This window comes from Paenarthrobacter sp. C1, from assembly GCF_049315185.1.
Taxonomy (GTDB): Bacteria; Actinomycetota; Actinomycetes; order Actinomycetales; family Micrococcaceae; genus Arthrobacter; species Arthrobacter nicotinovorans.
In genome coordinates this window covers 4,580,908-4,593,893 of sequence record NZ_CP186052.1, presented here as the reverse complement: position 1 = coordinate 4,593,893, position 12,986 = coordinate 4,580,908, and the positions used below count along the sequence as shown (strand labels likewise).

The 12,986-nt window shown below is 63.6% G+C and carries 10 protein-coding genes and 1 pseudogene; 8 read left to right on the top strand and 3 right to left on the bottom strand.

The window, feature by feature from the left end:
- Positions 1 to 5 precede the first annotated feature (5 nt).
- The gene (locus ACNAOU_RS21535) at positions 6 to 2,009 is read right to left on the bottom strand and encodes a glycoside hydrolase family 3 protein (protein ID WP_422757721.1); all 2,004 of its coding nucleotides are present in this window, start codon (positions 2,007 to 2,009) and stop codon (positions 6 to 8) included.
- Positions 2,010 to 2,090: 81 nt separating this feature from the next.
- Positions 2,091 to 3,383, bottom strand: a complete 1,293-nt coding sequence (locus ACNAOU_RS21530) for an exo-beta-N-acetylmuramidase NamZ family protein (protein ID WP_354628219.1) — start codon at positions 3,381 to 3,383, stop codon at positions 2,091 to 2,093.
- A 184-nt stretch (positions 3,384 to 3,567) separates the two neighbouring features.
- On the opposite strand from ACNAOU_RS21530, the gene ACNAOU_RS21525 reads away from it, so the two are divergent.
- The 5 genes from ACNAOU_RS21525 (at position 3,568) to ACNAOU_RS21505 (ending at position 7,363) form a co-directional block, all read left to right on the top strand.
- Entirely contained in the window at positions 3,568 to 4,494 is a 927-nt protein-coding gene (locus ACNAOU_RS21525; RefSeq protein WP_055974050.1) for a MurR/RpiR family transcriptional regulator, read from the top strand.
- Complete coding sequence (locus ACNAOU_RS21520; protein WP_422757720.1) at positions 4,494 to 5,015, top strand: GNAT family N-acetyltransferase; 522 nt, start codon at positions 4,494 to 4,496, stop codon at positions 5,013 to 5,015. The genes ACNAOU_RS21525 and ACNAOU_RS21520 overlap by 1 nt, the downstream gene beginning before the upstream one ends.
- Before the next feature lie 69 nt (positions 5,016 to 5,084).
- Positions 5,085 to 6,020 (top strand): polyphosphate kinase 2, encoded by a 936-nt coding sequence (ppk2, locus tag ACNAOU_RS21515; RefSeq protein ID WP_018779385.1) that lies wholly within the window; start codon positions 5,085 to 5,087, stop codon positions 6,018 to 6,020.
- A gap of 147 nt (positions 6,021 to 6,167) precedes the next feature.
- Entirely contained in the window at positions 6,168 to 6,665 is a 498-nt protein-coding gene (locus ACNAOU_RS21510) for an RNA polymerase sigma factor (protein WP_189076589.1), read from the top strand.
- Positions 6,662 to 7,363 (top strand): hypothetical protein, encoded by a 702-nt coding sequence (locus ACNAOU_RS21505; RefSeq protein ID WP_189076588.1) that lies wholly within the window; start codon positions 6,662 to 6,664, stop codon positions 7,361 to 7,363. Before ACNAOU_RS21510 ends, ACNAOU_RS21505 begins: the two co-directional genes overlap by 4 nt.
- Before the next feature lie 76 nt (positions 7,364 to 7,439).
- Here ACNAOU_RS21505 and treS read toward each other — a convergent pair whose 3' ends face one another.
- Positions 7,440 to 9,725, bottom strand: coding sequence for a maltose alpha-D-glucosyltransferase (gene treS, locus ACNAOU_RS21500; protein WP_422757719.1), 2,286 nt, complete (start codon positions 9,723 to 9,725; stop codon positions 7,440 to 7,442).
- A 290-nt stretch (positions 9,726 to 10,015) separates the two neighbouring features.
- Between treS and ACNAOU_RS21495 the strand changes: the two are divergent.
- From ACNAOU_RS21495 to ACNAOU_RS21485, 3 genes and pseudogenes are all read left to right on the top strand, one after another.
- Positions 10,016 to 10,348 (top strand): annotated as a pseudogene (locus ACNAOU_RS21495) (cyclase family protein); the annotation flags it as partial.
- A 59-nt stretch (positions 10,349 to 10,407) separates the two neighbouring features.
- Entirely contained in the window at positions 10,408 to 11,379 is a 972-nt protein-coding gene (locus ACNAOU_RS21490; protein WP_422757718.1) for an NAD-dependent epimerase/dehydratase family protein, read from the top strand.
- Between the two features lie 67 nt (positions 11,380 to 11,446).
- A complete protein-coding gene (locus ACNAOU_RS21485; RefSeq protein WP_422757716.1) occupies positions 11,447 to 12,760 on the top strand; it encodes an LssY C-terminal domain-containing protein in 1,314 nt (437 codons plus the stop codon).
- Positions 12,761 to 12,986: the final 226 nt, after the last annotated feature.

The following is a 12,986-nucleotide window of genomic DNA, read 5'->3' as shown; positions in this document are numbered from 1 at the left end:
TCTTCCTATGGGTTGGGGAGCCCGGTGGTGAAGGTGTGGCTCCACTCGGTGACGGCGCCGTCCGTGAAGACGTACCCCTTGTCGGGTGCAGCGGTGACTGTCACGGTGCCCGCCGGCTTCCGGTAGGACCCAGCTGCAACCTCCTTGCCGTCAACGAGGTACGTCACGCCCGGAACTGCGGGGATGGTGTACGAATCCTGCCCCTTGCCCGGCTGGTCCGTAAAGGTGACGGCTGCCGGCGTCGCGGTGTCATAGCTGAGGCCGAAGCCGAGCGGCAGGAGGACGCCGTCGCCGTCGGCCTTCGGGACGTTCACCGGCAGTTTGCCGCTGGGGTTGACCGCGCCGGCAATGGCGCGGACGGCGCCATGGAAGTTGACCTCCTTGACCCCGTAACTGTTGAGAACGGCGTCGGCGCCCGGGAAGACGTTGATGTCGTAAGGGTTGCGCGTGGCAATGACGATCACCGGCGTTCCGGTCGCCGCGAGCTCAGCCACCATCTGCTGTTGCGCAGCGTTGCCGGTGGCGTTGTAGGAAGCGAAGACGACCGCATCCACTCCTCGGGCAGCGGCCACCGCCCGGGCCCGGTAGGCCGCGGAGGGCGATGCGCCATTCTCGTAATCTTCAGTGACCGCGAATCCTTGCTCTTTGAGCATGGGACCGGCCAGTTCCGGCCACGCTGAACCGGAACCAACCATGAGCACCGAGCTCTTGGACGGGAGCGGCAGGACGCGGTCCTCATTGCGGACCAACGTGACGGCGCGGTCGGAGATCAGATTGGCCGTGGCGAGGTTTTCGGCAGTGCCAACAAGCGTGTCCACGGCGCCGGGATCGGTCATGGGCTGGTCGAAGACGCCGCGCTTGACCTTCCATTCGAGGATCCGTCGGACGGACTCGTCCAGGCGGGCTTCAGTGATCTCTCCGGACCCGACGGCGGCACGCACCCCGGCGAACGACGCCTCCACGTCGGGGGAGTTGAGGAGGATGTCGGACCCGGCCTGGATGGCCTTGACCGCGATTTCTTCCTGGGGCCATTCGGCGGCCATCGCGGCCATGTCCAAAGCGTCGGTGGTGACGAGCCCCTTGAAGCCGAGCTCATCACGGAGCAGGCCGGTGAGCACCTTGTGGGACAGGGTTCCCGGCATGTCCGGATCGATGGCCTCGACAATGATGTGTGCTGTCATGACCATGTCCACGCCGGCATCGATCGCGGCTTTGAACGGCTGGAGGTGCTTGTTCAGGGTCGCGCGGTCGTAGGTGACAGTTGGCAGTCCGTAATGGGAGTCCACTGAAGTGTCGCCGTGGCCGGGGAAGTGCTTGGCCGCAGCCCCCACGTTATGTGCCTGCAGGCCGTCGATCTGGGCGACGCCAAGTTTGCTGACCAGTGCGGGGTCTTCACTCATGGAACGGATTCCGATGACAGGGTTGTCCGGGTTGGAGTTGAGGTCCAATACCGGGGCGAAGTCCACGTTGATGCCCATGGCGCGCATCTCCGACCCCAGGATTCCGCCCTGGGCCCGTGCAAGCTCATCATCTCCGGTGGCACCCAGTGCCATGTTGCCCGGGAGTACAGTGGCGGGCGGCCCGATCCGGGCCACAAGGCCACCTTCCTGGTCGATGGTCACGGCCAGCGGGATGCCTTTTCCGTCTGCGCCCACGGCCGCCTTCTGCAGGCCGTTCGAAAGGCCTGCAACCTGCCCGGGGTTGGCCGTGTTGCCGGACCAAGCGAAGTAGAGGACGCCGCCCAGGTTGTACTTCTCCACCACCTCGGCTGGCGTATTGACGCCGTACCGCTCCTGGTTGCTTGACGCCATGGACGTGTCATCCGCGGACGAACCATAAACATGGGTCCACGTCATCTGGCCGATCTTTTCGTCCAGAGTCATGCCCGCAATCATTGCGTCGATGTCCGGTGAGGCGGAGGCCGCCGTCGTCATTACCGTGCTGGTGGGCACGGCGGCAACTGCAGTGCCCGCGCCGGTCATGAGCAGCGCCGTGGCGGCCGCCGTCATGAGGGTAGTTCCTTTTCTGTACATGTGGATCCCAATCCCATCGTCCTTGTTTGTTGGTTGAGGCGGGGTGTTTCTGCGCGCTTAGCGTGGCCCGTTGTAGAGGAGGTACGGGCGGGTATCGCGAACGAACTGACCCAGTTCCTGCCGCCAGCTGTCCATGATCGTCCTGGCGTCAGCGCCGGCGTCGAGCTGTTCGGCGAAGCGGGCCGAACCGCTCAGCAGGCCCATCCAACGGCCGCCGTCGCCGCGCCAGTCGAAGCCCGGGTACAGACGCTTGGCTTCGACCAGCATGTGGGTGCCCACCTCAAGCGCTTCAACGCGGGTGGCGTCGGTGATGTGGACCTGGACGCCCCCACAGATGAGGCCTTGGTTTTTCGACAGCGTGGGCTGGAAGTAAGCCTCACGAAAGGTGACGCCGTTGAGACCCTTGCCGTTCAACGCTTCGGCCCATCGGTAGTCCACATAAGGCGCGCCGATGATTTCGAAAGGTCGGGTGGTTCCGCGGCCTTCGGACATGTTGGTCGCCTCGAACAAGGCTGTACCGGGATACAAGGTGGCTGTTTCCGGCGTGGGCATGTTGGGACTCGGGAGAATCCAGGCTGCCCTGTTATCCGGTCCGGTCATCTCGCGGCGCCATCCCTGAACCTGCACCACGTGAAGGTCCTTTATGGGCGTGAGACCGGCGGCCGGGAGGTGGACGGCGTTGAAGCAGGTGGCGAGCTCGCCCACGGTCATGCCGTGTTGCAGGGCTATGCCCAACCGTCCCACTCCGGACTCGAAGCCGGGTTGGAGGACCGGTCCGCGCGCCTGGCCGCCGATGGGATTGGGGCGGTCCAGGACCACAAACTTGGCGCCGGTCCGGGACGCCGCCTGCATGGCGCCCCACATGGTCCAGATGTAGGTATAGAACCGGGCTCCGACGTCCTGGATGTCGAAGCAGATGGTGTCCACGCCGGATGCTTCGTAAAAGCCCACGTAGTCGGCAACTTCGGCGCCGTAGGAGTCATAGACGGTGATGCCGGTCCGCGGGTCCACCGAAGTGCCTTCGCTGCCGCCGTCCTGGGCGGTTCCGCGGAAGCCGTGCTCGGGTCCGAAGACGGCCCCGACGTCGACGCCCTTGTCCGCCATGTCGTCCACGATGGAGCGGAAGTTGGCCAGGACGCCGGTGGGATTGGTGATGACACCTACCTTGCGACCGGCGAAGATGCTCCAGTTATCGGCGGCGGCGAGGTCGGCTCCGTTGACGGCGGCGCCCGGCTTTCCGGGTCGCGTGCCCGGCGGCTGCGCGACGGCGGCAGGCGTGAAGGGTGCGACGACGGCGGCCGCTGCGGCCAGCCCCGAGGCATGGATCAGTCTTCTGCGGTTGAGGTTCATGGGGTGCCTTTCGGAAAGGTGCTGCCGTGCTCAGGTGGGGATTCCTTGACAACATTTGTGATTTTCCTTACATCGACCGTATTCCCCTCGTGGAGCTGCGTCAATGACTTACCTTCGTATCCACGTTTAGGTAACTTATTTACAAGCCCTTACTTTTGGACCCAGCCGTTGGAAGGAGTCCGCCGTGGACCACGAGCTGAACACGCAGGCATCGCGTACTGTTTTGGTCCGGATCAGATCTGCCCTGCCGGCCCTTCGCCCGTCCGAGCGCTCTGTTGCCGAGCTTGTCCTGGCGGACCCTTCACGGGCCGCGACTTTGTCCATCGGCGACCTCGCCGAGCACTGCGGAACGTCCACCACGTCAGTTGTCCGCTTCTACAAAAAGGTGGGCTACCGCGGGTACTCCGAGCTGCGCCTCGACCTCGCCAGGGAAGCTGCCAGGGAGAGTTCAGCCAACCCCGTGCCCGCTACGGTTTACGACGACGTGAACCCGTCGGATTCGCTTCCCGACATCATTTCCAAGATCGCTTTCAACGAAACGATGTCCATCGCTGACACCGCCCAGGTGCTCGACGTCCACGAACTGGCCACAGCCATCGAGGTCATCACCCGCTCGCGGAAGATCGACATCTTTGGTGTGGGCGCCGGAGGGTTGGTCGGCCACGACCTGCAGCAGAAACTGCACCGGATAGGCCTGACTTCCTTCAACTGGCCCGAGGTTCATGTCGCGTTGACCTCCGCAGCGCTTTTGGACGGGAACGGTGTGGCGGTGGGCATCTCACACTCGGGCACCACCGCGGATACGATCGATTTCCTCAGGGCGGCCAAGGATACCGGGGCCACTACGATCGCCATCACCAACCATGCTGACTCGCCGTTGGGCCGTGCCGCCGACATTGTGCTCAGCACCGCAGCGCGTGAGACACCCTTCAGGCCAGGCGCGATGGGGAGCCGGATCGCCCAGATGATGGTGGTTGATTGCCTTTTCGTGGGGGTCGCCCAGCATTCGTACGACGCTTCCATCTCAGCGCTGCGCAAGACGCACGCGGCCGTCCAAGGCAGGAAAGTGCCGCGCGGGCATACACCGCCCCAGCCGAATATAGTCGTGTGATGTTCACCCTCGTTGCTCCGGATGCTTCCTTTTATCAGTCGTTTACCGAGTCCCACAGCGAGTGGGACGGTGCCCACCAGGACGGTGCCGGGCTGTTCCCGGGGGATGACGTCACCAGTCAAAAGGGCTTTGAGCGCTGGGTGCGCAAGCTCCTGGATGCTGAACGGGCCGTCGAAAAGGACGGTATTGTTCCCTGCACGTTCCGGTGGATAACTGAGGGCCCGCGGTATGTGGGCTCCATTGCGTTCCGCCACTATCTCACTCCAGCCCTCCTGAACTCCGGCGGGCATATCGGCTACGGCGTAAGGCCATCCGATCGTGGACGCGGGGCGGCATCCTGGGCCCTCCAGGAACTCTGCGCTCACCTGGCTGCGCGGGGAGAGCCCGATCGGGTTCTCTTGACCTGCGATGACTCCAATGCCGCGTCCGCCAAGACCATTGAACGCGCGGGCGGGCTCCTTGAGGATGCGCGAATCGACGCCGATGGGCGACTCTTCCGCCGCTATTGGATCGACCTCTAGGCTGTTCATATTCCCGTCACCAAGCCTTGCTAGCCTGCCGTGCACCACACGGCTTAGCAGGAGGACCGCATGACGGACGCAAACCCACTCGCCACATCGCTGGACAACTGGTGGGTTAGGGACAACCTGCGCGAGACCATCGACCATCTGGTGGAGCTGGGATACACCATCAGCGGAGGCCAAGGGGAAGACCCTGAGCTCATCGATCCCGGCGGATCGGCCGTGGAAACATGGAGCGACGAATACCCCTACCCGGAGCGGATGACCCGCGACGAGTACGAGATCGAGAAGTACCACCTGCAGATCGAGCTGTTGAAGTTCCAATACTGGGGCCAGGATCTGGGCCTGAAGCATGTGATCGTGTTCGAAGGCAGGGACGCCGCGGGCAAGGGCGGAACCATCAAGCGTTTCACCGAGCACCTTGATCCCCGTTCGGCCCGGACCGTGGCGCTCGCCAAGCCCTCCGACCGAGAGCAGGGCCAGTGGTATTTCCAGCGCTACATCCAGCACCTGCCCACTGCCGGGGAAATCGTCATGTTCGACAGATCCTGGTACAACCGGGCCAACGTGGAACGCGTCATGGGGTTCTGCACCGACGAGGAATACGACACCTTCATGGGCCAGGCGCCCGTCTTTGAAAAAATGCTGGTGGACGCCGGAATCCACGTCACCAAGTTCTGGTTCTCCGTGACCCGGCAAGAGCAGCGCACCCGTTTCGCGATCCGCCAGATCGACCCCGTGCGGCGCTGGAAACTCTCACCAATGGACCTCGCGTCCCTGGGCCGCTGGGATGAATACACCGAGGCCAAAGAGCAGACCTTCCTCCACACGGACTCCGACCACGCGCCGTGGATCACCATCAAGTCCAACGACAAGAAGCGTGCCAGGATCAACGCCATGCGCTTCTTCCTCAACCAATTCGACTACGAGGACAAGGACACCTCGGTGGTCTTCCCGGCGGATCCGCTGATCGTCCGCCGCGGCCGCGACGCCGTAGGCGACTAGTCGCTCCACGCGCAAAACCCGGCAAACCGCGACGTCGGCACTTACCGTAAGTGCCGACGTCGCGCTTTTCCTGAAAAGTTCCGTTACATTCTTCTGACTGCCGGACATTAACCGGGTATGAGCGTGCAGACGGACCAAGGAGATCGCGTGGAGCCGGCCAGACAGGAACACTTCCTGGCAGCCCACTCGGCCTGCCATGACAAGGTCTATCGCTATTTCCGGCGCCGCGCCGGGGACCCGTCCACTGCGGAGGACCTATGCGCCGAAGTCTTCCGCATCGCCTGGGAGAAGTGCCGTCAGGACCAGGAATTGTCCGTGCTGATCGTGTTCGGTATTGCCCGGAATGTTCTCCGCAACCACAACCGTTCCGCCGTCCGCTCGATCAACCTCGCGCAGCAACTGGAACGGCAGCAGACCAGGGAACCGGTTAGCGACGACGGCGAGGTGCGGGACGCGCTGGACCGGCTCAAGCCCGAGGACCGTGAGGTTCTCCTCCTGACGTACTGGGACGGCTTCACCTCGGCCGAAGTTGCGGAACTGCTCGATGTCTCGGCCACCGCTGTCAGGATGCGGCTGCACCGGGCTCGAAGACATCTCAGCCAACTACTTCGGGCAGAGCGAGAGATAGAGGATGTGCAGCGATGAGGCATGAGGAAACGGCCGCTGTGGAACGATTGACGGGCGCCGATCCGGGCGTGGCCGTCACGGAAGAGGAACTGGCCCGGAGCCGGGAGAAAAGCCTTGCTGTCAGGTTCACTGACTCGGAGCAACTCGTACCCGGCGGCTCCATCGACGACTTCCATCAGCGACGCCCGCGTCGACGTTTCCGGCTGGCTGCGGGGGCCGGGTTGGCGGCAGCGGCAGTCCTCGCCGGTGTTTTCGTGGCGTCGTCCCTGTCCGCGCCGCTCAATGAGCAGGCGGGTCCAGCCGCCACCCCGTCTGCTGCCGCACCGGAAACAGATTCGTCCGCGTCTCCATCATTGCCTGAAATTATCGGCGCCAAGGCGGCGACGGGCGCTGCCGAAATCGTCGTCGGAGGCAACGGCAACAAGGCCGCCGTCTCTACGGATCAAGGCGTCAACGTCTTCATGGAGGCTCTCAACTCAGGCAGGCTCGGCCTGAACAGCGGAGGGTGCTTCGCCGAAATCCGCCCGGACGGAACATCGACGGGCCTCATCTTCCCCTTCGGAACCCAGGTCACCGGGACGGGAGTCATCTTGCCCGACGGAACTGCAGTCAATGTGGGCGACGACTTTGCGTTCGGAGGAGGACTCGCGCCCGGTACCAGGGACCCCGGCGTGTGCTCTCCGACCGGTGCAGCGTTCCTGGTCCAGAGTTGGTGAGCCCGCGAGTTGGCATTTAATGCCCATGTTTTGGGGGCAAAGTCATTAGGTGCCAACTCGCGGAACGTGGGGCTTCCTATTCGGTAGCTTCGTCCTCGGCGACCGGATCCTTCAACAGGAGTGCCGTGCCCTGGAAGGGCCGCAGTTCCAGGAAGAAGCTGCCCAGGTCATCCACCTGGCCCACGTCTTCGCCGCTGAACAGATCGTGGACCGTCGCGCCAGGCACCAGATGCGAGGACTGGATGCTGCCTGCGATGTCCTGGTCGGAGAAGTTCAGGACCGTCACTTGCACCGCTCCGTCAGCGAGCTGGTTGACCATCACCAACAGTCCACGGTTGGACACGTCCGGGACATCCAGGAGCGTACTGGTTGCGATCCCGGACTCTTCCCGCACCGTGAGGATCTTCTGGAGCCGCCGCGCATAGGACGCCGGATCCTTGAGTTGCTCGGGCAGCGGGCCGTAGAGGCTCCGTGCCCGGGCCATGTCCGCCAAGGAGGTCGTTGCGTCCGGGCTGGTCCCCATGAGGTCGTGGGCTCCGCGGTTGATCCAGCGGGTGTCGCCCTGGGACGTCAACTCGCGGACAGTTTCACGGTCCAGGGCAGTGATGCCGGTGAGGTCCCAACCGGACAGTGCGAAGACGCCCGGCTGCAAAGCGTTGTACATGGACAGCAGGACGTGGGCATCCAGTACTTGGGCTTCCTGTTCCGCCGTGATGGCGTCCGGGTCCTTGATCCCCAAAGTGGCCATGATGAAGCTGACGGTGGTGCAGGCGATGCCGTTGGTGGTGAAGACGGCGTTGTAAGGGCCGTTCTCACCTGTGAGGCGCTCCCGCAGGGTGTCCTGTACTTTCTCGGCCACCTCCGAGCCCGTCAGTTCTTCCCCGCCGAGCTCGAAAATGTCGTCCCTGTGGCCGGCCGCGAAGTGCAGCAGTTCGTAGGTCAGTTCGTCGTGGTTCTGGAGTGCGTGGACCAAGGACGCCTGGTCGACGCCGATCTCCATGGCGAGCTTCAAGGTCAGGCGCAGGAACTCGGTATCACCGGTCACCAGGGCGTAGTGGTAGGCGGGCCTGGTGACGAAGTCGTAGGACAGGTCCGGACCCGACTCGGACTGGGCCTTGATGTCATCAATGGTGAGGTTGAGTTCCTGGAAGGAGAAGCCACCCACTTTGCGGATCATCGAGCCGATCAGCTGGTTCGCTGCCTCGGACAACGGGTGGCCTTCGGACCAGCCCGGCTCTTCCTCGGCGCTTTTCTCAACACCCAGGAAGCCGTTGGCGTCCAGGCGCAATGCGCCCGTTCCAAGGTCCAGCAGGGAATGCAGGGCATCGCCCACCACCAGGCGCATGCCGGCAAAGGTGGGGTCCAGCCAGTTAATGGACGGCTGCCCGGCCTTGAAATAGTGGAGGTACACCCAGCGGCGTTTCTTGCCGGTGGTGTCGACGATTGCCTTGGTCGCGCTCCAGTTGGTTTCCTTCACGCCCGGCTCGTAGAAGATGACCCGCTGCAGGCGGCCGATGATGTAGCCGGCCTGCTGGAGGGCCTTCTCCGTCTCGGGACTGATGTTGACGGAGTCCTCGTTCTCGGGAACGTCCGGCAGGAGGTGCCAGTCCTCTTCGGGGATGTCCACCATGTGATAAATGCCGGGGTAGTCCCGGAAGTTCATTTCAGCAAGCCGGAAGTCAGCACCCTTGCCGGTGTGCCCGGGAACAATGTCGTCGATGATCGTGCCGCCGTGCTCGACGGCGACCTCGCACATCTGCCGGAATTCTTCCTCGGTGCCGAACGCAGGGTCGATCGCCATGCTGATGCGGTCGAAGTGCCCGTCGACGCTGGGTGTCTGCGACCATCCGCGGATACCGCCGGCAAGCTTGACCGGCCCAGTGTGCAGCCCCCGGATGCCGATCTGGCTGAACGCATCCCACAGTGCAGGGTCACCGAGCGCCGAAAGGAACGACTGGCCGTCCTTGGTGATGAAGGACAGTGGGTAGGCCGTGAACCAGACAGGTGCGCGCTCCACTGCCGAGCGCGGGTTCGGCCTGGCGTAGGAGTTCTGCCACATGCTGGCTTGCCCCGAAAGCTGCCGGGCCATGGTGTTGGCGTCGCCGAGCATGGACTGGTTGCGCAGCCAATCGACGTACGTGGAGTTCAGTCCGTCGAACTCCAGGGACGGTCGGGCTGCAAAGAACTGACGACGGCGGGCAATCGGCCTCAGCGCTTTGGGCCGCGCAGGGTAGAACTGCTCGTCGAACGTGATTTCCGGTGACTCTGTTGCGGTTTCCTCAGTTACCTGCGGTTCTTCCTGTGATTCAGATGGATCAGCGCTGACTTCTGCCGCGCTCTCGTTGACTACAGGCTCCCGCACAGCATTCTCCTTTACGTGGTCGGCGCTGACGCCGACCTTCCGAGGGGGTCGTTCAAGAGTTCACGTACCCGGGCTTACCCGGAGTATTCATGCTAGGCACGACCGCATGCGGTTTGTCGAACTTGGGAGAAGTGAGTCGTCAGGTTGCTGGCTAATGTCCGCCCGAAGACTGTTGCTGCGCTAGTAGACAGACCCTTCCAGCAGCTCCGAAAGCCGGCCCGCTGCACGCCTTAGTTCCGGTACGCCGGCCCTCAACGCTTTGTCGGTGACGGACTCCACTGGGCTGAACCAGCAGGAAGGCATCAGGCGTAGAACAATCCCAGGAGTTCGTCGCCTGGGCGTGGGACAACCAAATTGCGCTGCTGGCCGCCGACAACTTCGCCTTCGAATGCCTCCCGGCCGTGGCAGGCAGCCCGTTCCTGGAGGCGGCGCCGAATGACAACGGCATGATGCACCAGCAACTCCTCGCCAAACTCGGCATGCCCCTCGGTGAGCTTTGGCGACTGGGTCCATTGGCCCGGCACATGAGGTCCACCGGAAACTGGGACGCCTTTGTCAGCATCAAGCCGCTCAACATCGTGGGAGGCACGGGTTCGCCGGCGAACGCCATCGCGCTGCTGTAAACCACGAAGCCGGACTACGCTGGAACTCCCGGCCCCGGAGCAAAGGCGAAGTGGACACCATGAAGACAGTTGTCATCGGAGGCAGCGGCCACATCGGCTCCTTCCTCGTTCCCAGGCTCGTCCGTGCGGGGCATGAGGTGGTCAACATCAGCCGCGGAACCAGCACGCCCTACACGGATTCACCCGAATGGCAGCAGGTCCGCCAGGTCGCTGCGGACCGTGAGCAGGAGGACCGTGCCGGCACCTTCGGTGACAGGGTCGCGGAGCTGGGTGCCGACGTCGTGGTTGACCTTGTCTGCTTCACGCTCGACTCAGCCACCGCGCTGGTGAACCGTCTCCGTGGCGAGGTGGGACATCTCCTGCACTGTGGATCCATCTGGCGGTACGGCGAGAGCTTGAAGTTGCCGTTGGCGGAGGGCTTGGATTCCGCCCTCGAACCGACTGATGAGTACGGCATCCAGAAGCGCGACATCGCCCGCATGCTGAAGGAGGAGACGGCGTCCGGCGGCCTGGTCACGACGTCGCTGCATCCCGGGCATATCGTGGGGCCGGGCTGGCATCCGGTGGGGCCGCTTGGGAATTTCGATCCCACGGTGTGGCAGAAGATCTCCGGCGGGCAGACAGTGCTCATGCCGGGAAGCGGTGCGGAAATGATGCATCACGTCCATGCCGACGACCTCGCGCAGGCCTTTGAGAAGGCCATCGACCGCCGTGATGCGGCGGCCGGCGAAGACTTCAACATCGTCGCTCCCACGGCCCTGAGCGTTCGCGGCTACGCCAGGATTGCGGCGTCCTGGTTCGGCCAGGAGCCGCATCTTGAGACGGTCGGATGGGACGAATTCCGCCGGACCAGCACACCCGAACACGCCGACACTAGCTGGGCCCACTTGTCCCGCAACCATTGCCTCACCATCGAAAAAGCCAAATCCCTCCTGGGCTACGCACCGCGCTACGAGCCCGAACAGGCCGTGCACGAGTCCCTGCGCTGGCTCGTTGACCACGGGCAACTCAAGGTCAGCAGCCCCGACTGAACCTGAACGGTATCTGTACATCCCCCGCGCGAGGCCCGAAGCTTGAAGCAAGCAAAGGGGGCTCTCTGTGTACAAGGCGCCGAGCAGGGACGTGACTGACAGCCGGCTGGACCATGCGTTCTTCATCCTGGGCGGGGCGGCTGCGGTGTGGCTGGCGTTTCTGCTGGTGGGGGAGAGCTTCCATCTGGGTTGGGGCCAGGTGTGGTTCTACTTCTTCTTCTGGGCATTTCTTGCTTATCTGCTCCTGCCCCGCCTGCACCGCATCCTGACCACTATTTACGTCCCTGGCTACTTCATCGGGCGCGCCCGGACCAGTGACGGACTCCTGGGCGATCCCGTGAACGTCGCGTTGCTCGGCCACGAGCCGCAAATCCACGCCATCATGCGCGCTGCCGGCTGGACGCAGGCGGACGACGTCACCTTCGGCAGCAGCCGCCGCATCATTAGCTCCACCATTTTCAGGCAAAGCTATTCCGAGGCGCCGGTCAGCCCGCTCTACCTGTTCGACCGGCAACAGGATTTCGCTTACCAGCAGGAAGTGGACAACAACCCCGGCAAACGCCACCACGTCCGGTTCTGGCGCTGCCCCGATGGCTGGCTCCTGCCGGGCGGTCACAAGGTGGACTGGCTTGCCGCCGGAACCTACGACCGCAGCGTCGGTTTCTCGCTGTTCACCCTCCAGATCACGCACAAGATCGAGCAGAACACGGACGTTGAGCGTGACCACATCGTGCGGACAGTTTCCGACGCAGAGCCCGCGGTGGCCGTTCACGTCATCAAAGACTTCTCCACCGGCTACCACTCGCGGAACGGCGGCGGTGATTCAATCTCCACTGACGGCGACCTGCCCATTATCGACGCGCGGTCCGTGACTGTCCCGGCCGGCCAGCCTTCCCGTCCCACTGACAGCCGTGACAGGCGGCCGGCCCCCACCATGATGGGTGCCGCGTTGGTGGTGGCCAGGTCCATCGCGGCCTTCGTCCTCGCCCTGACGCTGCTGACTTCGTCCGAGGTCTTCACGGACCTCACCGCCGACGGCGACCCCCTTGACCCGCAAACCACGACGGCGGTGGTCACCTTCGTTGCCATCGCGGTGCTGTTGTTCGGCCTGGGTGAGATTTTCCTTGCCTGGCGGATTTTCCTGGGCAGCAACGGAGCCCGGGTGATCGCAATGGGCCTCAGTTCCATATCGGTGGTTGTCCAGGCCATTGACTACTTCACCGGAAGCACCAACATCACCCTCGAAGCCGGACTCTCAGGCCTGGCCACCGACATCCTGGTTCTCCTGGCACTTTCCAGCCAGCGGGCGAGGGTCTACGCCAAACGGCAGCGAATTCCGGCCGTCCCTGCCTCGGTCGTTGGGCGCCGCGTCTCTTCCTGACCCTCTTTCAAGCCGGGAGTGCCGGGACACGCCGTCGTTTCCGGCGTGTCGGGGGCGTTTCAAGTTCAAAGCGGGTCATGGAGGTACAGCTTTCCACGATTCTTCAGCTTGGCTCAATAGACTGGCGGTGCCCGGGGCCGCGCATAGCAGCATTGAGCCCCGGCAATTATCGAACACCGAATTGGGGACCCTCGTTTTGACTGCTGTTTTTCCGAAAATTACCGTC

Excerpts from the sequence above, each read along its gene's own strand:
- ACNAOU_RS21535 (WP_422757721.1), bottom strand. The coding sequence starts at position 2,009 with ATGACGGCGGCCGCCACGGCGCTGCTCATGACCGGCGCGGGCACTGCA.
- ACNAOU_RS21530 (WP_354628219.1), bottom strand. The coding sequence starts at position 3,383 with ATGAACCTCAACCGCAGAAGACTGATCCATGCCTCGGGGCTGGCCGCA.
- ACNAOU_RS21520 (WP_422757720.1), top strand. The coding sequence starts at position 4,494 with ATGTTCACCCTCGTTGCTCCGGATGCTTCCTTTTATCAGTCGTTTACC.
- ppk2 (WP_018779385.1), top strand. The coding sequence starts at position 5,085 with ATGACGGACGCAAACCCACTCGCCACATCGCTGGACAACTGGTGGGTT.
- ACNAOU_RS21490 (WP_422757718.1), top strand. The coding sequence starts at position 10,408 with ATGAAGACAGTTGTCATCGGAGGCAGCGGCCACATCGGCTCCTTCCTC.
- ACNAOU_RS21505 (WP_189076588.1), top strand. The coding sequence starts at position 6,662 with ATGAGGCATGAGGAAACGGCCGCTGTGGAACGATTGACGGGCGCCGAT.